Origin of the sequence: Planomicrobium okeanokoites, assembly GCF_003428875.1 — a bacterium.
In the GTDB taxonomy this organism is placed as follows: domain Bacteria; phylum Bacillota; class Bacilli; order Bacillales_A; family Planococcaceae; genus Planococcus; species Planococcus okeanokoites.
The window spans coordinates 14,387-39,796 of the sequence record NZ_QQRS01000009.1 but is presented as its reverse complement, the minus strand read 5'-3'; the positions used below and the strand labels follow the sequence as shown (position 1 = coordinate 39,796).

General features: G+C 45.1%; 23 protein-coding genes. 21 read left to right on the top strand and 2 right to left on the bottom strand.

The genetic code is table 11. The features are described 5' to 3' along the window. Window positions 1–7: 7 nt before the first annotated feature. The 17 genes from dnaB to D2910_RS14365 all read left to right on the top strand — a co-directional run bounded on the left by dnaB (window position 8) and on the right by D2910_RS14365 (window position 20,205). Window positions 8–1,363 (top strand): replicative DNA helicase, encoded by a 1,356-nt coding sequence (gene dnaB, locus D2910_RS14450; protein ID WP_117314003.1) that lies wholly within the window; start codon window positions 8–10, stop codon window positions 1,361–1,363. Window positions 1,364–1,494: 131 nt separating this feature from the next. Continuing rightward, window positions 1,495–2,781, top strand: a complete 1,287-nt coding sequence (locus D2910_RS14445; RefSeq protein WP_084243448.1) for an adenylosuccinate synthase — start codon at window positions 1,495–1,497, stop codon at window positions 2,779–2,781. Window positions 2,782–3,844: 1,063 nt separating this feature from the next. After that, a complete protein-coding gene (locus tag D2910_RS14440; protein WP_165850191.1) occupies window positions 3,845–5,134 on the top strand; it encodes a M23 family metallopeptidase in 1,290 nt (429 codons plus the stop codon). A gap of 247 nt (window positions 5,135–5,381) precedes the next feature. After that, window positions 5,382–6,089 carry a response regulator YycF gene (yycF, locus tag D2910_RS14435; protein ID WP_117313999.1) on the top strand — a complete coding sequence of 236 codons (708 nt, stop codon included), beginning with the start codon at window positions 5,382–5,384 and terminating at the stop codon, window positions 6,087–6,089. Window positions 6,090–6,094: 5 nt separating this feature from the next. Beyond that, a complete protein-coding gene (gene walK, locus D2910_RS14430; RefSeq protein WP_117313997.1) occupies window positions 6,095–7,921 on the top strand; it encodes a cell wall metabolism sensor histidine kinase WalK in 1,827 nt (608 codons plus the stop codon). Beyond that, entirely contained in the window at window positions 7,918–9,246 is a 1,329-nt protein-coding gene (locus tag D2910_RS14425) for a YycH family regulatory protein (RefSeq protein ID WP_084243453.1), read from the top strand. Before walK ends, D2910_RS14425 begins: the two co-directional genes overlap by 4 nt. Next, window positions 9,233–10,045, top strand: a complete 813-nt coding sequence (locus D2910_RS14420; protein ID WP_084243454.1) for a two-component system regulatory protein YycI — start codon at window positions 9,233–9,235, stop codon at window positions 10,043–10,045. Before D2910_RS14425 ends, D2910_RS14420 begins: the two co-directional genes overlap by 14 nt. A 12-nt stretch (window positions 10,046–10,057) precedes the next feature. Further along, entirely contained in the window at window positions 10,058–10,846 is a 789-nt protein-coding gene (locus D2910_RS14415) for an MBL fold metallo-hydrolase (RefSeq protein ID WP_117313995.1), read from the top strand. A 663-nt stretch (window positions 10,847–11,509) separates the two neighbouring features. Beyond that, entirely contained in the window at window positions 11,510–12,724 is a 1,215-nt protein-coding gene (locus tag D2910_RS14405; protein WP_117313991.1) for a S1C family serine protease, read from the top strand. Window positions 12,725–12,830: 106 nt separating this feature from the next. Further along, window positions 12,831–13,334, top strand: a complete 504-nt coding sequence (locus tag D2910_RS14400) for a DinB family protein (protein ID WP_117313990.1) — start codon at window positions 12,831–12,833, stop codon at window positions 13,332–13,334. 297 nt (window positions 13,335–13,631) lie between these two features. Continuing rightward, entirely contained in the window at window positions 13,632–13,805 is a 174-nt protein-coding gene (locus D2910_RS14395; RefSeq protein WP_338066462.1) for a CxxH/CxxC protein, read from the top strand. Between the two features lie 89 nt (window positions 13,806–13,894). Next, a complete protein-coding gene (gene rlmH / locus D2910_RS14390; RefSeq protein WP_084243459.1) occupies window positions 13,895–14,374 on the top strand; it encodes a 23S rRNA (pseudouridine(1915)-N(3))-methyltransferase RlmH in 480 nt (159 codons plus the stop codon). Window positions 14,375–14,766: 392 nt separating this feature from the next. After that, a complete protein-coding gene (locus tag D2910_RS14385; protein WP_117313988.1) occupies window positions 14,767–16,275 on the top strand; it encodes a DUF1846 domain-containing protein in 1,509 nt (502 codons plus the stop codon). 342 nt (window positions 16,276–16,617) lie between these two features. Continuing rightward, window positions 16,618–17,841: a TerD family protein gene (locus D2910_RS14380; protein WP_117313986.1), complete on the top strand. Its 1,224-nt coding sequence runs from the start codon at window positions 16,618–16,620 to the stop codon at window positions 17,839–17,841. Between the two features lie 423 nt (window positions 17,842–18,264). Then, window positions 18,265–19,221 (top strand): hypothetical protein, encoded by a 957-nt coding sequence (locus tag D2910_RS14375; RefSeq protein WP_117313984.1) that lies wholly within the window; start codon window positions 18,265–18,267, stop codon window positions 19,219–19,221. Between the two features lie 24 nt (window positions 19,222–19,245). Further along, the gene (locus tag D2910_RS14370) at window positions 19,246–19,755 is read left to right on the top strand and encodes a GNAT family N-acetyltransferase (protein ID WP_117313982.1); all 510 of its coding nucleotides are present in this window, start codon (window positions 19,246–19,248) and stop codon (window positions 19,753–19,755) included. A gap of 6 nt (window positions 19,756–19,761) precedes the next feature. After that, a complete protein-coding gene (locus D2910_RS14365; protein WP_117313980.1) occupies window positions 19,762–20,205 on the top strand; it encodes an SRPBCC family protein in 444 nt (147 codons plus the stop codon). Window positions 20,206–20,316: 111 nt separating this feature from the next. On the opposite strand, the gene D2910_RS14360 is transcribed toward D2910_RS14365, so the two are convergent. Beyond that, the gene (locus tag D2910_RS14360) at window positions 20,317–21,096 is read right to left on the bottom strand and encodes an SDR family NAD(P)-dependent oxidoreductase (protein ID WP_117313978.1); all 780 of its coding nucleotides are present in this window, start codon (window positions 21,094–21,096) and stop codon (window positions 20,317–20,319) included. Window positions 21,097–21,307: 211 nt separating this feature from the next. Between D2910_RS14360 and D2910_RS14355 the strand changes: the two genes are divergently transcribed. Further along, window positions 21,308–21,913, top strand: coding sequence for a TetR/AcrR family transcriptional regulator (locus D2910_RS14355; RefSeq protein WP_117313977.1), 606 nt, complete (start codon window positions 21,308–21,310; stop codon window positions 21,911–21,913). Between the two features lie 15 nt (window positions 21,914–21,928). After that, window positions 21,929–22,411, top strand: coding sequence for a nucleoside deaminase (locus D2910_RS14350; RefSeq protein ID WP_117313975.1), 483 nt, complete (start codon window positions 21,929–21,931; stop codon window positions 22,409–22,411). 97 nt (window positions 22,412–22,508) lie between these two features. On the opposite strand, the gene D2910_RS14345 is transcribed toward D2910_RS14350, so the two are convergent. Further along, window positions 22,509–23,084, bottom strand: coding sequence for an alpha/beta hydrolase (locus D2910_RS14345; RefSeq protein WP_117313973.1), 576 nt, complete (start codon window positions 23,082–23,084; stop codon window positions 22,509–22,511). Window positions 23,085–23,123: 39 nt separating this feature from the next. Between D2910_RS14345 and D2910_RS14340 the strand changes: the two genes are divergently transcribed. After that, window positions 23,124–24,077 (top strand): VOC family protein, encoded by a 954-nt coding sequence (locus D2910_RS14340; RefSeq protein WP_117313972.1) that lies wholly within the window; start codon window positions 23,124–23,126, stop codon window positions 24,075–24,077. Between the two features lie 104 nt (window positions 24,078–24,181). Then, the gene (locus tag D2910_RS14335; protein WP_101801010.1) at window positions 24,182–25,375 is read left to right on the top strand and encodes a DUF4317 domain-containing protein; all 1,194 of its coding nucleotides are present in this window, start codon (window positions 24,182–24,184) and stop codon (window positions 25,373–25,375) included. Window positions 25,376–25,410: the final 35 nt, after the last annotated feature.

Here is a 25,410-nt window from a genome sequence, read left to right as displayed (position 1 = left end):
TGGACCGATGAACGATATTATGGATCGTGTCCCCCCGCATAACCAGGAAGCCGAGCAATCGGTTCTTGGCGCCATCTTCTTGGAACCGCAATCCCTGATTTCGGTCGCGGAAATTGTCATGCCGGAAGATTTCTACCGCATTGCGCACCAGAAAATCTTCCAGACGATGATCAATTTATCGGATCGCGGAAAAGCGATTGATGTAGTGACAGTCACTGAAGAGCTTTCCGCCAAAAAGGAATTGGAAGATGTCGGCGGGCTGTCGTATCTGACGGAAATCGCCAACGCGGTTCCGACCGCGGCGAACGTCGGCCATTACGCCCATATCGTCGAAGAAAAAGCGCTGCTTCGCCGTCTGATCCGTGTGGCTACTACTATTGTGGAAGACGGTTTTACACGCGAAGACGAAGTGGAAGCGTTGCTTGCTGAAGCGGAAAAGAAAATGATGGAAGTATCCAGCCGCAAGAACGCTGGAGATTTTATTCACATCAAAGATGTATTGGTGAAAACGTATGACAATATCGAATTGCTGCATACGCGCAAAGGGGACGTCACAGGGATCCCTACAGGCTTCCGGGACCTCGATAAGGTGACGGCAGGGTTTCAGCGGAACGACCTGATTATCGTGGCTGCACGGCCTTCTGTCGGTAAGACGGCTTTTGCGCTGAACGTCGCGCAGAACGTCGCGACCAAGACGGACGAAAACGTCGCCATCTTCTCACTGGAGATGGGGGCGGAGCAGCTCGTCATGCGTATGCTCTGCGCGGAAGGCAATATCGATGCGCAGGTGCTGCGTACCGGTGCTTTGCAGAATGAAGACTGGCGCAAGCTCACGATGGCGATGGGCAGTTTGTCGAATGCCGGAATTTTCATAGATGATACGCCAGGCATCCGGGTCAACGATATCCGTGCGAAATGCCGCCGCCTGAAACAGGAATACGGCCTTGGCATGATCATGATCGATTATCTTCAGTTGATCCAGGGACCAGGCAAATCCGGTGAAAACCGCCAGCAGGAAGTATCGGATATTTCCCGTTCACTGAAAGGCCTTGCCCGTGAACTTGAAGTTCCCGTCATCGCATTGTCCCAGCTGTCCCGTGGAGTGGAACAGCGCCAGGACAAGCGCCCGATGATGTCGGATCTTCGTGAATCGGGAAGTATTGAGCAGGATGCCGATATTGTATCGTTCCTGTACCGTGAGGATTATTACGATAAAGAAACAGAAGACCAGAACATGATCGAGATCATCATCGCCAAACAGCGTAACGGCCCGACCGGTACGGTGAAGCTGGCATTTGTGAAGGAATACAATAAATTCGTCACCATCGACTGGAGTCAGCACGAATCCGGCGGAGACTTCTAAACACGAACGTTCAAATGTGAAAACACATTTGCGTTCGTGTTTTCTTTGGTTTTTGATTGACTAAAGCGCTTTTCATTGATACAATTAACCCTGTTTGAAACAAGGGCGCAAGCCTGACGGAGGTGCGGACAATGACATCAGTCGTAGTAGTAGGAACGCAATGGGGAGACGAAGGAAAAGGGAAAATCACGGATTTTCTATCCGAGCACGCGGAAGTGATTGCACGCTATCAGGGCGGAAATAACGCTGGGCACACAATCATCTTTGGCGGAGAAACATATAAACTGCATTTGATTCCATCGGGGATTTTTTATAAAGATAAGATTTCAGTAATCGGCAACGGCATGGTTGTGGATCCGAAAGCTTTGGTAAAAGAATTGAAAGGCCTTCACGACCGTGGAGTGACCACTGAAAACCTGCGCATTTCCAACCGCGCGCACGTGCTTCTGCCTTACCACATCAAACAGGATGAAGTCGAAGAAGCGCGCCGCGGCGCCAATAAAATCGGGACTACAGGAAAAGGCATCGGGCCGGCTTATATGGACAAAGCTGCGCGTGTCGGAATCCGTATGGCCGACCTGTTGGATCATGTCGTATTCGAAGAAAAACTTCGCATGAACTTGAAAGAGAAAAACCGCCTGTTCGAGAAATTCTACGAAACAGAAGGCTTTACTGTCGAGGAAATCATGGAAGAATACTACCAATACGGCCAGGAAATCGCCAAATACGTAACGGATACATCGAAAGTATTGAATGACGCATTCGACGAAGGCCGCCGTGTCCTATTTGAAGGTGCACAAGGAGTCATGCTTGATATCGACCAAGGGACATACCCATTCGTCACGTCATCCAACCCGGTTGCTGGCGGTGTGACGATCGGAGCGGGCGTTGGACCGACGACGATTTCACATGTTATCGGTGTCTGCAAAGCCTATACATCGCGTGTAGGTGACGGACCATTCCCGACTGAATTATTCGATGAAACGGGCCAGCAGATCCGCGAAGTCGGCAAGGAGTACGGCACAACGACGGGCCGTCCGCGCCGCATCGGCTGGTTCGACAGCGTTGTCGTGCGCCATGCTAGACGTGTCAGCGGATTGACGGATTTGACGGTCAACTCGATCGACGTTTTGACAGGTCTTGAAACAGTGAAAATCTGTACAGCCTACCGCTATAAAGGTGAATTGATCACGGAATACCCAGCGAACCTTCGCATGCTGGCTGATTGTGAGCCGGTATACGAGGAACTTCCAGGCTGGACGGAAGATGTAACGAAATGCAAATCGCTTGGCGAATTGCCGGATAACGCGCGCCATTACCTGGAGCGCATCGCGCAATTGACAGGCGTCCAAATTTCCATCTTCTCTGTGGGACCTGACCGTAACCAAACGAACATTGTTACTAGTGTTTGGAGATAGCATAGAAAAGCGGAAACGGCCGTTCAGCTCCGACAAGCGTAAGGCGCTCTGGCGTAGCGGCGTTTTTTCAGCCGCCTAGCCAGAGAGACTTACGACTCGAGGAGTTGGCCGTTGGAGTCTAGACAAAGAAAAGCGACGGCACCCGTTAAGCTCTGAAAGGCATAAGACGATTTGGCGAAGCGGCGTGTTTTCAGCCGCACAGCCAAAGTGGCTTATGACCCGAAGAGCTGGGTCGCCGGAGACTGGACACGTTGATTTGATATATAGCAAGAAGCCGGACATTGTGTCCGGCTTTTTTTGATTCAGAGAAATAGAAAGTTTTTTTAAAACGATATTCAGCAAAACAGCTTCGCTTTCCTAGGGGCTTGCACTGAGCTAACTCGGCCCCGGTCCCCTTCGCCCGAGTGGATCTCAGCACTTCGCACGAACCGGAGTTGGCTTGCCAACTCCGGTTCTACTCCCTTGGGAGTCTTCGCAGTTTTGCTTCATATCTCAATTCGCTCTCTATAATAGAAAAGTCTTTTACTTATGATATTTGAAGAAGACGCTTCTTCAGTTCAAATGAAACTTAAATGAAGCGACAGGCGATGAAGGCAAAGATGTGCTCCTGCATCTCTTCGCTGCTTCGTTCAAGTCTTCGGAGCTGTTTTGCGGAATATCGGTTATCATCTGCTATTCAATAGACCCAAAAGAAGCCGTACGCTTAGTCCGGCTTCTTTTTTAGAGTGATTATTAAAGTCGTACATATTCTGTCCATAATTTTCGCTATGTTAATAAAACATCCACATTTTATTACTTTAAATGCTACAGATATATGACATATATGACGGATTTTTACCTTAAAAAGGCTTTTTTATTGAATAGAAAAAGAAAAAACAACCGTATACGTAAGAAATAATTCTAATAAAAACCATTAAATGTAATTAAATGGGTTAAACAATACGTTTTATTTACACTGAGCAGTTTTATGCTATTTTGGTATAAGTTTGTGATAAAGTGATGGAGGTTTAATTGAACAGGAGATTTTCAGAGAGAATCAATGAAGGGGGATTATGAGTACTATATGAGGAACTTAACTGACAAGAGCTTCAGCATTAGCGGCTCAAACCTTATTAAAATAGCGGCATCGGTTTTTCTGGTGATGGGCTTGAATACGAACCCTGCAGCAGCAGAAAATATTGGCCATGATGGTTTAAAAACGATTTATCACATATATAATGACGGCAAGTATATCGGCGCCGTAAATGAAGACGAAAAAGTGGAAGACTTGGTGGAGGCGAAAGTCGCTGAAGCCGGACAGGAATTTAAGGAATTGAATCTGGAGCCTGACGAAAGCTTCAATATGATCGCGGAGCAGGTTTTCGAACCGGCAGCCAAGAATGAGGAAGAGATCCTGGCGGCATTGGACGAAGAGCTGGAGGTGAAAGCATCCACTTTCGCTTTGGCAATGGACGGTAAAGTCATCGCCCAACTGAAAGACCGTTCAGCTTACGATGAAACGCTCCGCCAAGTGCTGCTAGCATACGCAAGTCCGGAAGAATTGGATCAGTGGGAAGCCAGCAAACGTACTCCAGAAGCTTTACCTGAACTGGAAGCAGGCGAAACCCGCGTCACATTGATCGATATAGAAGATAATCTTTCCGGCATGTCCGACCAGGCTGCACCGGCAGACATCAGTACGCCTGAAGAAGCGGCAACGCTGCTATTGGAAGAAAAGGACATCACAGTGACTGTTGAGAAAGAGGAAAAAGTAAAAGAAGGGCTCAAATTTGAGACAGTCGAGAAAGAAGACGAAGAGCTGTTTATCGGCAAGTCAAAAGTCGAGCAAAAAGGCAAAGACGGTGAAAAGCAGGTCGTCTACACGATTACGGAAACTGATGGAGAACAATCTGGACGTGAAGCCGTGGAGGAAGAAGTGACGGCAGAGCCGGTTGAAAAAGTGGTATTGAATGGCGTGAAAGAATTGCCGTCTGTCGGAACCGGCAAATTTGTGTGGCCGGCTCAAGGCGGTTACATTTCAAGCAAAAAAGGGCCGCGCTGGGGCAGAGAGCATAAAGGCATCGATATTGCCCAGCCGGACGGTTTTGATATTCTGGCTGCGGATCACGGCGTCGTGAAAGCGGCAGGTGCAGATGGCACTTTCGGCAATCGCGTCATCATTGATCATGGCAATGGCTATGAAACGATATATGCGCACCTCAAAACTATCGACGTCAAAGTCGGCGCTAAAGTGCCGCAGGGGACGAAAATCGGTGTGATGGGAACGACAGGACGATCAACCGGAATCCATCTGCATTTCGAGATTTCGAAAAATGGCGCCACTCAAAATCCATTGGATTATGTAAAACAATAAAATGATAGAAATGCCAGCGAGCAGGAAATATGATTTCCGATTCGCTGGCATTCATTTTTCTGTCGGCGTAAAAACCTGGATGTTACGGCAAATAAACAGGCAATTCCGCCAAAAAACCTTTGAATATTTCCCGGGAAATATCACGCAATGAATGAGAGATGCTAAACCGCTTGAACAGTGATAAAGTTAAGGTAGAAAAGTTTACGATCAGGATGGGAATTCCTATTCAAAAAAGGGGAGATCATTGATGAATAAGACAATTTTGGTAGTGGATGATGAAAAGCCGATTGCAGACATTCTGCAGTTTAATCTTAAAAAAGAAGGATTCAATGTCGTTTGTGCCTACGACGGAGATGAAGCGATCAAACTGGCGGAAGAAGTGAAGCCCGATTTGATGCTTTTGGATATCATGCTGCCGAACCGCGATGGCATGGAAGTATGCCGGGAAGTACGCAAAAAATACGATTTCCCGATTATCATGCTGACTGCGAAAGACTCGGAAATCGACAAAGTTTTGGGTCTGGAATTGGGCGCGGACGACTATGTGACGAAACCGTTCTCGACGAGAGAATTGGTGGGGCGCGTGAAAGCCAATCTTCGCCGTCAGAATATCGTTCCTTCTGAAGAAACAGGACCGAATTCGAATGACATCCAAGTGGGTGCTTTAACCATCCAGCCGGATGCCTACCTGGTACTTAAACGTGAGGAAACGATCGAATTGACGCATCGTGAATTTGAGCTGCTGCATTATCTGGGCAAGCATATCGGTCAGGTCATGACGCGTGAACATTTACTCCAGACAGTATGGGGCTATGATTATTTCGGGGATGTCCGCACAGTGGACGTAACCATCCGACGCCTGCGTGAAAAAATTGAAGATAACCCGAGCCATCCGGCATGGATCGTTACACGCCGCGGAGTAGGGTATTATTTGCGAAATCCTGAACAGGAGTAGACTGAATGCAGAAAGTAACCTTTTTTAAATCAATTCATGTGAAAATTGTGCTGATTTATATCCTGCTGATCCTCTTGGCGATGCAGATCATCGGCCTTTATTTTGTACAGCAATTGGAAGAATCGTTAATTGAGAGCTTTGAAGAATCCCTGAACGACCGGATGGAAATCATCGAATTCAGTGTGCGGGAAGAGATGATCAGGAACCGGACGGATGACGACTTGACCGTGGAGCAAAGCCTGCGTTCAGTATTGAACGGCTTCAGATCCGATGATATCTCTGAAATCCGTGTGGTCAATTCCCAGTACCGGATCATCGGCTCTTCGGCCATCGAAAAACAGCCGTTGATCGGTCACCGTTCTGCGGATGGATTGGTAAGGGAAACCATCCTCAGTGGGGAAGCCAAACAGCAGATTAAAATAAACAAAGAAACCGAACGACGGGTATGGGTCGCCACGCAGCCGATCATGACGGTTGGAGGCGAGTTGCTCGGAACCCTCTATATAGAAGCGAAAGTGGAAAATGTCTATGACCAGATGGACGAAATCAATTCGATTTTAGCCGGAGGGACGGCATTGTCCCTGGTGATAACGGCAATTCTGGGTATTCTGGTTGCCCAAACCATCTCCAAACCGATTTCAGATATGCGGAAACACGCCCAGGCCATGGCAAAAGGGAACTTCTCCCGCAAGGTCCGTGTTTACGGCGACGATGAAATCGGGCAATTGGCGAAAGCATTCAACCATTTGACGAACCGTTTGCAGGAATCCCAGCAATCAACAGAAAGTGAACGCCGAAAACTGGCTTCCATTCTGGCGAATATGACGGATGGCGTTCTATCGACGGACCGCAGGGGAAGAATCATCCTGATCAACGATCCGGCGCTGCGCCTATTGAATGTTTCACGTGAAACGGTGATGAACCGTCCGATTACAACTGTTCTTGGACTTGAAAGTGAATATACATTTGAAGATCTGATCCACATGAAAGATGCGATCACACTCGATTTCGGTACTTACGATCAGAGTGCTTTGCTGCGGACAAATTTCTCGGTTATCCAGAAAGAGACCGGATTTGTGAATGGCTTGATTGCTGTATTGCATGATAATACGGAACAGGAAAAAATTGATATGGAACGCCGGGAATTCGTTGCGAACGTATCGCATGAACTGCGTACGCCGCTGACGACCATGCGCAGCTATCTTGAAGCGCTTGCGGAAGGCGCATGGCGGGATGAAGAGCTGGCTCCAAATTTCCTGAATGTCACGCAAACGGAAACAGAGCGAATGATCCGTTTAGTGAATGACTTGCTGAAATTATCGAAAATGGATTCAGGCGAAACCGAACTCAATAAGGAAATGGTTGATTTCAAAGTATTCTTCAACCGGATCATCGACCGTTTTGAGATGTCGAAGTCCCAGAATGTCATTTTTGAACGTGATATGCCTAAATCCCCGTATTTTGTGGAAATCGATACCGATAAGATGACACAGGTTTTCGATAATATCATTTCCAATGCGCTGAAGTATTCACCTGACGGCGGCAAGGTTTCATTCCAGGTAAGTGAAGTGGATGGCCTGCTGCAAACGAAAATCAGCGACCAGGGGATGGGTATCCCGAAAGAGAATCTGGATAAGATTTTCGATCGTTTCTACCGTGTCGACAGGGCTCGTTCAAGGGAAATGGGCGGCACCGGACTGGGGCTCGCGATTTCCAAGGAAGTGATCAATGTCCATGGCGGCGCCATTTGGGCGGAAAGCGATTACGGCAAAGGGACAACGATATTCTTCACGCTTCCATTTGAAACAGATGACGGAGGTGAGTGGGAATGAAATATATCGAACAGATAAAATCGATCGTCCTGTTCCTGCTTGTGTTTCTCAGTCTCGGTCTGACGTTTACAATCTGGAATTTCACGCCGAAGACGCTGGCTCCGATTGATGACCCGGCACCTTCGCTCGAATCCGCGATTGTGGAAACGAAAAAAATCGAGCAAGTAGTCAGACCGGTGAAAATTCTTTACCACGGGGAAGAAGACGTCAACGGAACAGTGAATAAAGATGAGATAGACTTATTATTGAAGTCGATGAACCAATGGGAAATCAGCGATTTGACCTTGCTGTCGGATGAAGCGACAGTGAGTGAAATGACAGACATCATGCATGACCCGGCCCGCGCGGTTCTCTATTACCCGGGTGCCGTGCCATTTCCGGTGTTCGACGCGATGATGAATATTACAGACACCAATGTGCCGGAAGCAACCTTCAACCGGATGGTCATCAACTGGGAAAGCTCTTCGAACGGAGCGCTTGAAATTTATTTCGTGAACTCGGATTCGGGACGCATCTACGAAGGTGCTGTGCAATTGGGTGATATTGCAAGCTTTGAACAGAGCATTATCGTCCCTGCTGAACAATATCCCCTTTATATAACCGATAATTCGATAGGAACGCTGCCGATTTATATACCGGAAGAGCCTGTCGATACTTCGAGTTATGTTTATCTATATGAAGAAACGCCGTTGGACGCATATGCGAGCCGGCTCTTCGACGGACCGGCAAACAATCTTACTGACGGAAGCTTTACAGATAATACCGGGGCGTTCCTGGAAAGAAATGAAACCACGAAAGGGTTGGAATTTGTTCAATCCAAGGCAGAAACAACCGATCCTGCCATTCCTTCTGAACTAGTTTTCAATACGACAAAGTTCATCAACGACCATGGCGGCTGGACCAACGACTATTATTATTTCGGCATGGAGCCGATCAACCAGTTGATCGACTATCGCTTGTTCATCAACAATCTTCCGGTATTCGGTTCAACCGTATCGCCTGTCATTGAATTGCAATGGGGGACGGCCGACGGCGAAGAGCAGGTTTTCCGCTATAACCGGCCAATTTATATAGTGGAACCTACCGGCAGAACAGTGACGAAAGAACAGGCATCAGGTACGGCGGTTCTTGCGGCCTTGTCACGCTTGAGTGAGGAAGAAAGAGCGCAAGTCGAAGAAATCATGCCGGGCTATGAGTTGACCCGGAATGCGAACGATTCCGATCGTCTGATGATGGTCGAACCGAATTGGTATTTCAAAATCAACGACACATGGCTGAAGTTGACGAATGAAGTGTTAGGGGGGGGACCATTTGGACTGGAGTAGAACAAAGTCGATTTTTATCATCGTCTTTTCCATTTTGAATATCTTTTTATACACCCTGTATTTGGAAAGTTACACAGAAGCCGAAAACTTTTCAGTCCTGACGGAATCAGCGGTGGACGACAGGCTTGCCGGTGACCAGATCACTTACCCGGATGATCTGGAAACGGAGCCGGGCGAGGAGCCGTATATCAGCGGCACCCGGAAAGTGTTCACTAAAGAAGACGTACCGGTTAAAGACACCCGGGTCGCGGTCGTCGATAAATATATGTTGAATGTCGCATTCAATGAACCCATTCGCATCGGGGACGAGCAAAACAAGGAAAGCCTCGAAGCTTTTCTTGCTGCGAACATCTATAAAGGCGAAGACTATGTACTATGGGATGTCATGGAAGAAGAGAACAAAGCAATCTTCTATCAGGAAATCAACGGCAAAACGTTGTATCATAGTGATAGCGGAAAAGTGACGCTTCTCTGGAATGAAGAAGGAGAAGCTGTGCGCTACGAACAAACCATCTTTACGGACCTTGTTGAAAATGCCCAGAGCAAAGATGTCATTCCTCCAAAACGAGCGATTGAAACACTCTATGGAAAAGGTACATTGCAGCAGAATTCCGAAATCACTTCAGTGGTTCTTGGTTATTCGGTATACGTTTCCGTTTCTGAAGATACACGCATGTTCCTGCCGACTTGGCGGATCATGGTGGAACTTGAAGATGGTTCAACGACGGATCACTTTGTGAATGCCATCAAAGACGGAGTCATTGAATTCAACAAGCCGGAAGAAGAAGGTTCTCAATAAGGAGTTTTTACTATGCGTTTTAGTGTATTGGCAAGCGGCTCGAGCGGCAATGCCATCTATATAGAAAATGACCAGCATTCGTTCCTGGTGGATGCAGGCTTAAGCGGCCGGAAAATGGAAGAATTATTCGCTTCCATCGGCAAAAAAATGAGTGATCTGGACGGCATCCTGGTCACTCATGAACATAGCGATCATATCAAAGGGCTTGGAATAGTAGCCCGCAAACATAAAGTGCCGATTTACGCCAACGCCAAAACCTGGCTGGCGATGGAGAATCTGGTCGGTGCCATTCCGGTTGAACAGCGATTCCATTTTGATATGGATAGTGTGAAGACTTTCGGTTCATTGGATATCCAGTCATTTGCGGTATCCCATGACGCAGCTGACCCGATGTTTTATGTGTTCCATGAAAACGGTCGCAAGCTGGCGCTGATCACGGACACCGGTTATGTCAGTGACAAGATGAAAGGCATCATCCAGGCATCCGACGCCTACGTGTTTGAAAGCAATCACGACGTGGGGATGCTGCAGATGGGCAGTTATCCTTGGTCGGTCAAACGCCGCATCTTGAGCGACGTCGGGCACGTTTCCAATGAGGACGCGGCAGTCGCGATGAGCGAAGTGATGGCTGAAAAGCCGACGAAGATTTATCTGTCGCATTTGAGCAAAGACAATAATATGAAGGATTTGGCGCGCATGAGCGTGGAGCAGACCTTGCAGACGAAAGGCATCATTGTCGGCGAGTATGTCGATCTGCTCGATACGGACGCGAATGTGCCGACTAAACTAGTATTGGTATAAAGAAAAGGGCTTCGCACTTGCGGAGCCTTTTTTAGTTATCGAAAAACAATAAAATCTTAAATCATTTCGCTTTAGCCGGACGCTTTCCGCGGGGAGCGGCCTAAGCCTCCTCATCCGCTTCGCTCCTTGCGGGGTCTCAGGACTCGCTCTAAATCCCGCAGGAGTCGCCGTCTATTGCTTCATTCAGTTTAGCTAAAGTATTGAAATGTCGACTTACCATTTTTAACAGACATAAGCGGATAATCCTTTATAGATGCAATCAGAGATATGGAGCAAAACAGCGAAGACTCCCAAGGGAACAGCGCCCTTCCATGTCTCGAAGCTAGCGCAGCGATGCAGAGACAGAAACGGAGTTGGCTTTCCAACTCCGTTTCGAGCGAAGTGCTGAGATCCACTCGGACGAAGGAGACTGAGTCCGAGTTAGCTCAGTGCAAGCCCCTAGGAAAAACCATTGTGCTCCTGCATCGCTTCGCTGCTTCGTCGCAAAGACTTGACCTCGCCAGCTTCGTTCAAGTCTTCGAAGCTGTTTTGCGTAATATCGATTTCAAATTTTCTTACTCGTAAGTCTAGATATATAGAAGCTCTAACAGAGTGCTCAAGCTTGCATTGTCAGAATTCTATTCATAAAATTAGAGAAAGAAGTTTTCTGAGAGGATGGAGCAGATGGGGTATTACGATCAGACACCTAATGGAAGACGGCGCTCGAACCGAGGGCGCACATTTTTGGCGGGATTGGGCGGTGTGCTGATTGGCGCGTTGCTGATCTGGCTGCTGTTTTATTCGCGTCCGGATTTACTGCCGGGCAACAGCGCGCAAACGTCACAGAACCAGGTTGAAACGGTGGAGACCAGTGAAGATGGGCAGACGGAGCAGCGTTCAGTCGAAGTAACGAATGATGTCACCGAGGCTGTGGAAATTGCCGATGATACAGTTGTCGGCATCACGAACCTGCAGGCGGAATCGGATTTCTTTTCCGAATCGCCAAGCCAGGAAGTGGGCACAGGCTCTGGAGTTATTTATAAAAATGAAAATGGCACCGCGTTCGTGGTGACCAATCATCACGTTGTGACAGGAGCCACCGATATTGAAGTGACAATGCCGGATGGCGCGAAAAAATCGGCGACACTTGTCGGCAGTGATGTGTGGACGGATTTGGCTGTCCTCAGCATGGACGGCGATGGGATTGAAGATATTGCCGAATTCGGTGATTCGGATGTTCTCAAACAGGGAGAGACGGTCATTGCCATCGGAAATCCGCTGGGACTTGATTTTTATGGATCGGTAACGACCGGCGTTGTGTCCGGTAAGGACCGGGCAGTACCCGTCGACATCGATGGAGACAATGTGATCGACTGGCAGGTCGATGTGCTCCAAACAGATGCGGCGATCAACCCAGGAAACAGCGGTGGCGCGTTGATCAATATCAGCGGCCAGCTGATCGGCATCAATTCGATGAAGATCAATGCGGCGACGGCGGAAGGCATCGGTTTTGCCATTCCGATCAACACAGCCATCCCGATCATTGAAACGCTGGAGTCCGAAGGGCAGATGATCCGTCCGGCGATGGGCATCACCTTGATGGACCTGAACGAAGTGCCGCAGATGTACCGGGAAGATACGCTGAACTTGCCGGCTGACGTTACTGCCGGCGTCGTGGTCAACTCGGTGATTCCGGATTCCGGAGCTGCTGAAGCGGGGCTGCAGGAGTTTGACGTCATCGTTGAAATGGACGGTGAACCGATAAACGGCAGCATCGCGCTTCGCAAGCATCTATATGAAGAAAAGGAAATTGGTGAAACGCTGCAGGTGAAAGCGTATCGTGACGGGGAATTATTGGAGTTCGAATTTGAGCTGGTGGATAATTCTTCATTGCAATAAAATCTGTAAGGTAGCCGGAGAGAAATCTCCGGCTTTTTCTATGCAGGAAAAACAGAGTTTCGGGCGAAATGAATAGAGAGCAGAAATAGAAGAACGGAGGATGGAAATGTTCAGATCGATGGATGACTTTTATGAAGTCTGGAAAGATGAAGCCAAAGGCACGCAGCAGGTGCTCGAGTCGCTGACGGATGAATCGCTGCATCAGGAATTTACAGCCGGCTACCGCACGCTGGGACGTCTCGGATGGCATTTGGCAACAACATTGGAAGAAATGGTCTCGCTTACGGGCCTTCAATTTTCAGGAGCGGATTTCAGCAAGCCGGTACCCGATACGGCAGAAGAAATTGCTGAAGCTTATCGATTCACGAACCAGTCGATGATCACGGCAATGAAAGAAAAATGGACAGATGAAACGCTGGATGAAGAACACGACCTGTACGGAGAAACGTGGACTGTGGCCACTCTTTTGAAAGTGCTGCTGCTCCATCAAGTGCATCACCGGGCACAGATGACCGTATTGATGCGCCAGGCTGGATTGAAAGTGCCGGGATTGTATGGACCGGCCAAAGAAGAATGGGCTGCTATGGGAGCAGAGCCTCCGATTGTATAAATGGAACCGCAGAGCTGTCGGGCTTTGCGGTTTTTTACTTTCGTTTTAACGTGCCCTCTTTTTATTTTGTAACATTATTGTAAAATTTGTTAAGAAAAATCATAGAATACAGTTGTATCGTTCGGAAAAGCAGAAAAATGACATGTGGATAACTTTCATGCGAATTGAGAAACAGCAACTATCCACAGAAGGAAGAAAACATGATTATACGTAAACGCTTTCTTCTGTTACAATGACTTGTGGATAAAAGTGAATGAATTGTGCATAACTGTGTGGAATATTCGGAAATCGAAAGGAATGGAATTTATGGAGATTAAATGCTGCAAAACCCACGTGGAACATGGCTTGGATGTATTTGTCGCTAAGACAGAAAGTTATCCTATCCTAACAGAATTATCAGAAGACGAAAAGTTATCCACAAAGTGCGAGTACTGCGAAGAGCCGGCTTTGTATCTTGTGGCCAGTTCTTAATTCGCCACAACATATAGAAATGCCTGTGGATATGTGTATAACAATGGTGGATAACTTGTTTGTAAATTTACTGTAAAGGGGGATATCTTGTGAATATCTCAATTATCACTGTAGGAAAATTAAAAGAGAAATACTTGAAATCAGGAATTGAAGAATATACGAAGCGGCTGGGGAGCTACAGCAAAATAAGCGAAATCGAAGTGGCCGACGAAAAAGCGCCCGAGCAATTGAGCGACGCGGACATGGAAATCGTCAAAAAGAAGGAAGGCGACCGCATCCTCGCAAAAATCCCGGCCGACGCTTATGTCATCGCCCTGGCAATCGACGGCAAGATGAAAACGTCGGAAGGGCTGGCAAAGGACCTGGAATCCCTGATGACTTACGGCCGCAGCAAAATCGTCTTCGTCATCGGTGGATCTTTGGGTCTGCATGACGAGGTTTTGAAGCGGGCGGATGAGAAACTGTCGTTCTCCAAGATGACGTTCCCGCATCAATTGATGAAGCTGATATTGGTGGAGCAGGTGTATCGGGCTTTTAGGATTATGAAGGGTGAACCGTATCATAAGTAAATGAGGTTTATACTATTAAATAAACTCTAACTTATACATGATTTGTCCAAATGTTAAAGGCAATCCAGTTATTAAACTGAATTATACTGTTTTCTTTATACCGATAAATCAAATCAATTCAGTTATTGAGACTATCCAAGAGAAACAGGTTTTTATCATCTGGATGTGCTAAACTTGACGTTTAAATTCTTTTATATTAGTTGAATATATCCTTGGTAAGGCCACTGCGTTTATGAGAATGACCCACTCAATGAAGCAATTGGACCGATTTACTTTTTTTTCAAAAATTTATAATGATAAAGTATGGATTTTTATTTGAGATTTTCTCTTAAGGAGTTTTTATATACTGGGTTAAGAGAAAGCTTGAAGCATAGAAGGCGGGACGGAAATTAATGAAAAAAATTGGATTTGATTCGGAGAAATATTTGCAGGAACAATCAGCCTACATCCTGGAACGGGTGGAGCAGTACGATAAACTTTACTTGGAATTTGGCGGAAAATTGATAGGCGACAAACATGCCAAGCGTGTCTTGCCTGGATTTGATGAAGATGCCAAAATCAAACTATTGCACACGCTGAAAGAAAATGCGGAAATCATCATTTGTGTATACGCTGGAGACATCGAACGAAACAAAGTCCGTGAAGATTACGGCATCACTTATGACCAGGATGTCTTACGCTTAATCGATGAATATCGGGCATATGGCATTTCTGTCAACAGTGTCCTGATCACTCGTTATCAAGGGCAGCCAACAGTCAAAGTATTTATGACAAAGCTGGAGAGAAGCGGAATCAGCGTCTGTATTCACCGCGAAATCGAAGGCTATCCGACAAACGTGGATGCGGTCCTTGGGGAAGAAGGATTTGCGACAAATCCTTATATCAAAACGACAAAGCCGATCGTGGTAGTAACGGGCCCTGGTCCGGGCAGCGGAAAGCTAGCCACCTGCCTTAACCAAATGTACCATGAGAACAAACTGGGAAATGAAGTCGGCTATGCCAAGTTTGAGACTTTCCCGGTTTGGAACTTGCCGTTAAAGCATCCGGTAAACATCGCTTATGAAGCGGCTACCGTCGATTTGAAAGACGTAAATATGATTGATAATTATCATTATGAAGCATACGGCAAAGTTGCGATCAATTACAATCGTGATATTGAGACGTTTCCTGTCATCAAACGGATTATTGAAAGGATTACCGGCAAAGACTCTGTTTACAGCTCACCGACTGATATGGGGGTTAATCGCCTGAAATCGGGCATCACCGACGATATGGTTGTCCAGGAAGCTGCCAGGCAGGAAATCATCCGGCGCAGTTTCATCGTAGAGAACGACTATAAAAAAGGGCTTGCGGATGAAGACAGTGTACGCCACATGCAAGTGATTCTGGAAGAGACCGGTTTAAAGAAAGAGGACCGGGCACCTGTATTGCCGGCCCGTAATTATGCGAAAGCAATCCAAGCGCAAATTGACAGCACGAATTTACAGGCCGTAATTGCATTAGAACTGCCGAATGGCGAGATGATCACCGGTCGAACGACCACTTTAATGGATGCTTCGGCAGCCGCGATTCTGAATGGGCTGAAGAAATTGACCAATATTTCTGATGAAATCAATTTGTTGTCGCCGATGATTCTGCAGACGATTCAACGTTTGAAAACCGATGACTTGAATAGCCGCGTGCCGACATTAAGCGCCAATGAAGTGCTCATTGCACTGGCAATCAGTGCGGTCACCAACCCTACTTCTGAGCTGGCTTATAAGCAATTGCCAAATTTAAAAGACACCCAGGCTCATTCCACGGTCATATTGAATAGAGAAAACGAACAAACCTTTAAGAAGCTTGGAATCGACATCACCAATGATCCGGTATATCCAACTGAGAACCTGTATTATAATTAGATTTTAGAAAACACCTGCCTTTTTCTTCTAACCTAGAAGTCTGAGGCAGGTGTTCTTAATTTATAGAGTTTACGAGAAAGGTTCATTCTTCTTTTAAAGAGAAGACGGCACTTATACTCATTACGGAGAACCTTGTCACAAGTAACGAAAAATTTTAAAGATAAGGAAGCAAAAAAGAAGTATTAAAGAAATTTAATGCCTCTTTTTTTTTGAAATTTGGTTGCTGAATACAAATAGATATATTTCATCGAAATGTAAATTTTTGTTATAATGAAAGAGAATTAATAATAAGAAAACTTTACAACACTTAGTTAATCCATAAATGAGGAAGGCGTGGTTTAAATGAATCAACTGCTTCAAATGGGAGCAAACACCGCTTTGAATTCTCCAAAAGGTAATGTTGCGGTGAGCTACGAAATTTCAGATGCAATAGATATTTCCTTAACGGCTTTCCTTTTAACTGATTTAGAAAAAGTACAGGGAGACAATGGAATTATATTTTATAATCAGCCGGAGAGCTCTTCTGGAGCAGCTGCTCTTAGACCTTCTGCAAAAGTGGGGAATACAAAAGTACATAAGATTGATTTTGATCTGAGTAAAGTTCCACCAGGTATTACTAAAATAGCTGTTACGCTTACGGAGGATAATAACACGGGTTTTTCAAACGTAAAAAACTTAAAGGCAGAGATACGAAGCGGTGATAGTAGTATCCAGTTAACTCCCGCTAACTTCTCAAAGGAAAATGGAATAGTAGTATTAGAATTATATTTAAGGAATGGCCAAACAAAGGCCAAATCAATCTGGCGTGGATTTGATTCCGGTCTTGAAGGGCTATGTAAGAATTATGGAGTGGAAGTTGATCCGGTGGAGTCGATAAAGCCTTCCGAGCCAAAAGAGCCGGAGAAACTCCCCGCGGAACCTAAAAATAAAAGCAGCCAGAATGCATTTTCATCGATAAATCTTGAAAAAGTAAAAGGCAAGATAAATCTCGATAAAGGTCAAAAGCCGATTATAATTGATAAAACACCGGAGATTACAGCTACAGTATCCTGGAAGACTGGGACAGACTACGATATATATGCTTTAGTCTACACAAAGAACGGCAAGCAGGTGGATGTCGCTATGTTTGGTGCAACTGGAACCCCACCTCTCAGCCGGTTTGGCAACGGCGCAGTGGAACATATGGGGGATGTTGGACGAAACAGCGGCTCAGTGAAAAAAGAGATCATTAAATTAAGATTAACGAATGATATTCTCGCAGTGGTTCCCGTGGTTTATTCTGCTCAGTCAAATGGAACAGGCTCATTCTACAGATACAAGGTATCCATGAGTATAGATAATCACAATGGGACTTCTGTTACCATCTCCTCCAAAAATGCAAACAATAATGACAGAATTTATACTTGTGTGCCTGGAATTCTTCAAAATACAGAAGACGGTGTGATTATCAGTCCTATAGAGCTTTACAGTATGCCAAACTCAGAATATAGACCTAAACTTAAGATGGGATCTTCGAATATGGTAGAGGTTATGATGGATCAGGGACCAAAAAATAACTATAAGTAAACAGGGATACGATTTTAATGAGTTTGCAATCACATAATAGAATTGATGAAACGCAACTTCGCGAAAAGAGCTTAGTCATTAGACTTAGCTCTTTTTGTTTTAAAGAAAAATAAAGCAGATAAACTTCATTTAGATGCAGTACAAAGAGTGTTTTCACACATAGCACTTTCAATTTAATAAATATATTAATAAAAAAACTTATACATCAGTGTAGACTTTTTTTATTTATGGAAACATTTAGTATTTTTTAATAATAAGGATATACTTTGGAAAAGTAAGTGATAATATAAAAAATGGAGGGGATGAAAAGATTATCAAAGATATGATGTATCCGCTTGTTTTTAAAAACCATATATTTGAGTTAATACCTATATTCATTAAAGTTTTAAAGTATTTTAATCCTATAAGAAGAGAGAGCTGCAGATGCATATGCAAAATAAGCGAGCTAAGTCTGGTCCGAAAAAAGCAATTCAAAAATATATGTTTCCAATCACTATAATTTCTTCAATATTTATTTCCGGTGTGGTGGGATATGGAGCCAGTCAATTAGCGATCAGCAATAATGCGAGTGAATCAGCAGAGATAAATGCAATGGAGAAGGAAGTAATAGAGGCTAGGAATGAATCAATAAAAGTAATAGAAACAGAACTACCAAAAATAATTTCCGATTTAGATGAATATAATCAGGATATAAACTTAATTGATGAAAATATTAAATGGTTAAAAGCTAGTTTAGCTCCTATAAGAGAGTCAACCGGAGCATTTAAAACAGTGATTACTATTGTTGGTGGAGTTAATACTCTTACTAATATACCTCTTGTAAATAAATATGGTACTAAAATAGAATTAGCTAAGATCAAACTTGATGAAGTTAATAATATTTTAGTTCGGTTAGAGAACTTAGCTGTCATCCAACAAGAAATAAGTGATTCTAATCAGAAATTAAAGTCATTATTTGAAGAATATGAAAAAGAAAGAAACATGGAGCAATTACTTTTAATTGAAGAAGAATTAAATTCAAACTTAGTTTATCAGATTGATGATTTAAGAACTCTTACTATTGAAGCTTATGAGGTTGTTGAACTATCTTCAAGTATTATTACTACTGTTAATCAAGCGGAAGCAATTTTAAATTTTGTTCAAGAAACTGGAAAAAACACTTTAGATGCAGTTCAATTTTGGAAAGACAATGATGATGTTTCTGAAATTGAAGCACGCATAAAAGAAGAGACTGAAAAAGATTTAGCAGCTTCTAAAGAAAAGCTTAAAAATCTACCTGATGAATTAGCTAAACAATCCCAAGACACTATTACATCGATAAACAACGTTCAAAAGGAACTACAGACTATTAAGCTAGCTCAAATGATCATCAGTGAATGATGAACGAGAGTGAAGGTGTTTAACATGAATAACCCACAACCAATCTTCCAATCCCAAAGATGCTGCGCAAGACCCTTCGCCGCAGACGATCTCGATGATTTCATCACCTACCGCAACAACGAGGAATGGATGAAATATCAATATTTTAAAGGGCTGTCGCGGGAAGAATATGAAGAGATTTTATTGAAGGAACAGTCGGTGGAAAGCGGGGCGCAATTTGCGATCATCCGGAAAGCCGACCAAACGCTCCTTGGCGATGTCTATATTAAAAAGGAAGATTATACTTTCTGGATCGGCTATACCATCAGCCCGGCCTTTAAAAGGCAGGGGTATGCCTATGAAATAACCCGGGCATTGATCCAGTGGATCCAGCGGCAGGGCGATTATAAGATTATGGCCGGAGCGGCGCCGGAGAATATTGCTTCTATACAGTTGCTGGAGAAATTGGGGTTTGCACAGGTTGATGAAGAGAATGGGGAATCCATCTTTTTATTGCATCACCGTTCATCAGGCACTACAGAGACGAAGGAGTGAGTGGACATGGCTTTTAAGGAAAGTGTTTATATCGATGCACCTGTGGAAACGGTGTTTGACATCACCACGGATTTTGAACACGCGACAGCGATAATGGAAACTGTCATCAGGACGGAAAAGTTAACGGACGGGCCGATGCAGGCGGGGACCGAGATTAAGGAAGTCCGAAATGTCAGAGGGCGGGAAATCGAAACGGTACTGACGGTCGCTGAATACGTTCCGCATCAAACCTATTCGGTGAAAAGTGACAGTACCGGCATGACCGTTGTTTACCGGTACGAGTTCGCCGCAAAAGAAGGCGGCACGACCATCGATTTTACCGGTTCCATCCATTCCAAAGGCTTGAAAAACGCATTAATCCGTCCCGTGTTCGAACGGATTCTGAAAAAAGAAGACAAAGATCATTTGAAAAAATTGAAAGAGTATATTGAGCAGCAGAAGACGGTTTGATGTTCTTGCAATCAGGATTTCACTTTCTGAAGGAACCGATTTCAACCCAAAAAAGGGATGTCCTCGAGTCATTTTACTGACTTGCTGGGACATCCCTTTTTGTATACGTGTTTATACGTTGTACAAACCGCCATCGATAGTATAAGAAGACGAGCTTACGTAAGAAGCTTCATCAGATAACAAGAACGCAATGACATTCGCTACTTCCTGAGGCTCCCCGTAACGTTTCATCGGCACAGCGTCATTGTATGCCGTTTGTGCAGCTTTCGCTCCTTCGGCCGAGCCTGCCGCAACGTTAGATTCGATATTGCGCATCATTTGGGTATTGATCACGCCTGGATTCACTGTGTTCACACGGACGTTGAATGCAGCGGCTTCTGCAGCAGCAACTTTGTTAAGGCCCATGACCGCATGTTTAGACGAATTATACAAGGCCATGTTCGGTGAACCGATTAAACCGGCTACTGATGATGTGTTCACGATTGAACCGGATTTTTGCTCTTTCATTACTGGCAGCACATATTTCAGGCCGTAAAGTACGCCTTTTACATTGATGCCATAGACAAAATCGAAATCTTTTTCTGTAATTTCTTCAATCGACTTAGCGGGTCCTTCAACACCAGCATTGTTTACAAAGCCATCAACGCGTCCAAATTTGGAGATGGTCTGATCTACATAACTTTTGACTTCTGCTTCGTTTGAAACATCCGCTTTGACGACTAGGCTATTTGCTTCTGTTAACCCCAGTTCTTTTTGGACAGCTTTGATCGCATCTTCGTTTACATCCACCAATACGACTTTCGCTTGTGCGTTGGCTAATTTGCGTACTACTTCTTTTCCAATACCGCCGGCTGCACCTGTAATGATGACTGCTTTGCCTTCGAAATTCATTTGAAATCTCTCCTTTTAATAAAATTTTTGGTCGTGCCGAAGCGAAGAATTTACACTTCTCTTACTTTATTATCTTGAAGTCGAGATATATTGACGCTTCAAGCATAAAATAGTTGTAAAAGAGTTTCAATATGCAATAATTAGAAAAATGTATGTTAATGGACAAAGCATTGGAATTTGTATGTTAAAAGTATTTAGAAGGAGCCTGAATATGCCTATACAATATCCCGATAAGCGTGTGATGAGGACAAAAGAGAAACTCAGCGAAGTTCTGTTGGACCTGATGGAAGAAAAAAGCATCGATGAGATCACGATTACAGAAATCGTTAAGCGGGCAGATTTCAATCGTGGAACTTTTTATGCCCATTATGAGAAAAAGGAAGATTTATTGGAAGAGATTGTGGAGGGGATGTTTGAGCAATTGACGGAAGCGATCCGGAAACCTTATGCTGGTTTATCGGTTGTCGATTTCAACGAAATACCCGCGAGTTCCATTATTCTCTTTGATCATTTCCTGGAGAATAAAAGATTTTACAGACTTATGCTGAAACCTTCAACCACATATCCGTTTCACACGAAAATGATAAAAGAATTGAATCGCTTATTCCGGGAAGAATTTGAATTCCCGATTACTGAAAATGCGCCCAATATTGATATTGAGCTTTTTATCACTTATCGGATATACGGCATTATCGGCATAATCCAGGAATGGATCGAATCAGATTTCAAAAACGCCTCGGCGTATATGGCGGATCAACTCATCCAAATCATGAGATTCTATACGCCAACCATAAATATTAAAGATAAAGGGCATTAAAAAGGAGGACCCAAAATGATCAACGAAATCGATTTAAAACATTTGCACCGCTGTGTGGTATTGGCCGAAACGGCTTTGGAGAAAGGCGATGAGCCGTTCGGATCCATACTGGTTTCAGCTGATGGCGAAGTGCTGTTTGAAGACCATAACCATGTGGCGGGAGGCGACCATACGCAACACCCCGAATTTGCGATTGCCAGGTGGGCGGCCAATAACCTGTCTCCTGAAGAACGAAGCAAGGCGACGGTTTACACGTCCGGCGAACATTGCCCGATGTGTGCAGCGGCTCACGGCTGGGTTGGCCTCGGCAGGATCGTTTACGCCAGTTCATCGGAGCAATTGAGCGGCTGGCTAAGTGAATTAGGTGCTCCGCCGTCGCCTGTCCGGAATCTGGCCATTGGAGATGTCATTAAAGATCCGGCAGTCGACGGCCCTGTTCCGGAACTCGCGGAAATGGTTCACCAGCTCCATCGGCGGCTGCATGAGGTGAAAGGGTAAACAGTGGTTGAAAGCTAGAATGGTCTAATTTCAACTCGATATAGAAGTGGTAAAAAACATACAGAAAACGACTCTGTATGTTTTTCTCTTTTTATCCTTATAGTTGTGCTAGATGGGCACGAAGCCATTGGACCTCATCGTCTGCAATTTCGTGTCCGTGATCAAATAATTTGAACGTGGTTTGCGGGAAATGGGCAGCGAGCGATTTCGATAATTTCAGGGATTCACCTGGAATAGAGATGAAATCGCGTGCGTCGGCGGTCATAATAAGCGTCGTATGGGATATACCGGAATAATGATAAGTTAGATTAGAAGGGTGCATCAGGATGACTGCATCTGCCAGGTTCGGCTCTTTTTCCAGAAGCGCCAGCAAGAAATTGGCTCCGTTCGAATAGCCAAGCATGATGACTTTGCCTTCAGGTTTTTGCTCAACCCAGTCTTTCAAAAATGCGGCTACATGGATATCAAGGTCTGCCCGATCCAGCTGCCCGTTTTGCAGCGGTGCAAAAAAGCGGCGTTCTTTTCCTTTGCCCACTTCACCGATGTAGGCGCGGATATTGGCAGTCGGATCGATATCCCCTACAACTTGCAGCAGCGAATATTCATTTCCGCCTGTACCGTGAAAAACGACAAAGGATGTATTTGATTTTGCAGCTATGTTAAACTGTTCCATAATTCATTCTCCCATCCCAATAAAGCAGGTGTGTGTCCTATGACAAGTCCGATTATCCACCATGTGTCAGTTATCAACCGTGACCGTTACGTGACCTTTGATTTTTATCATAAGCTACTCGGTTTGGAATTTCTATTGAAAACCGTAAACCAGGATGAGATAGAAATGATCCATTTGTTCTTTGGCGACAAAGCAGGCCGTCCAGGAACCGAATTCAGCGTATTTGAAATGCCAAGCGCCCCGGAAAAGCAGTTTGGCACCAATAGCCTGGAACGCACTGTTTTTGCAGTGCCTTCTGAAGCGTCGCTCGAATTCTGGTTAGCCCGTTTCGAAGCCTTTGATGTATTCAATTGTGAAATTGAACAATATCAGGGCAGAAAATATCTTCATTTTGAAGACCGTGACGGCATACAGCTCGCGTTGACACCTCTGAGAAGCGGCGATCCATCTCAGCAGGCACCGCATCAATCGGCTGGTATTCCACTGGAGCATGCAATCCTGGGCATTGATTCTTTCCAGTGCCGCGTACGGTACGCAGATGCTTCTGCACGTGCATTCATAAAAATGCACGATCTACAAAAGATAGAGACCTATGAACACAATGATCACCAGGTAACCGTCTTGGGACGCAATCATGTTTTGTTTGGCCAGCAGCTCCATCTGATTGAAGACCGTAACCGTGATATTGAACAGGAGGGCATCGGTTCCGTCCAGCATATTGCGCTGAATGCTGTAACTCGTGATTATTTACTGAAGGTGGAAGAAATGATCCTGAACATCAATTTCAGATACTCGGGCATAAAACAACGTGATTTCTTTGAATCTTTATACTACCGTGAGCCGAATAATTTATTGATAGAAGTAGCCACTGAACAGACGAACTTCGTAAAGTTGCCTGGAGAAACAGAGGATTATGATGCTATTCCTTTATTTCTTCCGGATTTCCTGGAAGACCGCCGCAGCTATATAGAAAACCGGATTAAACGGCAGTGAAAGATATTGTTATAATGGTAGAGTGTCAGAGCTGAATCCCAGCTTTCGATACTCTTTTTTTATAGACAGCACGGATTTTACTAATCAGGGAGTTGGAATTAAAGATGAATAAGAAAGACATAGCCGATATCCGCAAACGGTTTAAGCTGGATACGGATTTACTGAAAATCAATGAAATTTATAATGTATATATCCAAAAGGAAAGCAGTGAAATTTTTCACGAAGAAAGCCGTTCCTTTTCGTTATTGGACCGGGAGCAGCAGGAGCTGTTTCTTGCCAACTTCAAGAAGGTATTGGGCGGGAAGCTGGATCAGAAGCTGTTCGAAGTGAAGTTCCAGCCGCAGGAAGAAGGGCAGACGGACCACACGCAGCATCTTCTCTATGAAGGGCTGGAAGCGGACGATTCGGCCGAGTGGCAGGAGAATATGCAGCAGCTTGCGCTCAAGATGGTGCTGGACAAGCAGTATGAGAAGGACATGGTCGTCACGTTCATCCGCGGGACTTATTTCAAGACGACGAAGCGCGAGGCGGATGAAACAGAGATCGATATGCGCGATGAAGTGTTCACGACGCCGTTTATCCTGTGCAGCATGAACACGACCGAGCTGCCGAAAAGTTCGCTGGTGTTTGATTTCGTCGAAAAGGAATTCAAATCGAACCTGGTGACGGATCCGGTCATCAAACTGACATCGCCGATCGGCGGATTCCTGTTCCCAAGCTTTACGGACAATGCGGCAGACATCCATCACGTGCTTTACGCGGCGAGCAAGGCCAATAAACCGGATTTCCAGTTTATCGAGAATGTGCTGAACGGAGACGAAATCGTCACGGCAGAAGAAGATAAAGCGGTATTCGAGGAAATCGTCAAAGCGGTCATCGGGGACGAAGTGAATTCGAAAACGCTGGCCAACGTCTACGACGAAATCAACGCCATGCTTGTAGTGGATGAAGAGTACGACGACGAAGACGAAGAGACGCCTGTACTGGATGCAAAAGAAATGGAGCGGGTGCTGAAGGCGAGCGGCGTGAAGGATTTAAGCACGGAAAAAGTGGAGCGGGCATTCCAGCAAGTTGTGGAAGACCGCAATTACGAGATGAAAGCGAGCCATATTGTACCAAGCTACGCTTCGAAATCGATCAAGATCAGCACGAAAGTCGCGGATATCAAGATCAGCCCGCAAGACTTACGTTACGTCAAAGAAGTGAATTACAACGGCAAGCGCTGTTTGCTGATTGAAGTGGAAGAAGATACGATCATCGAAGGCTTCAAGCTGATTGCGGAAGAGGAATTGGAATAGAAGCGCGGAAATGAGAGGAGCTGTCCCGGAAGTTT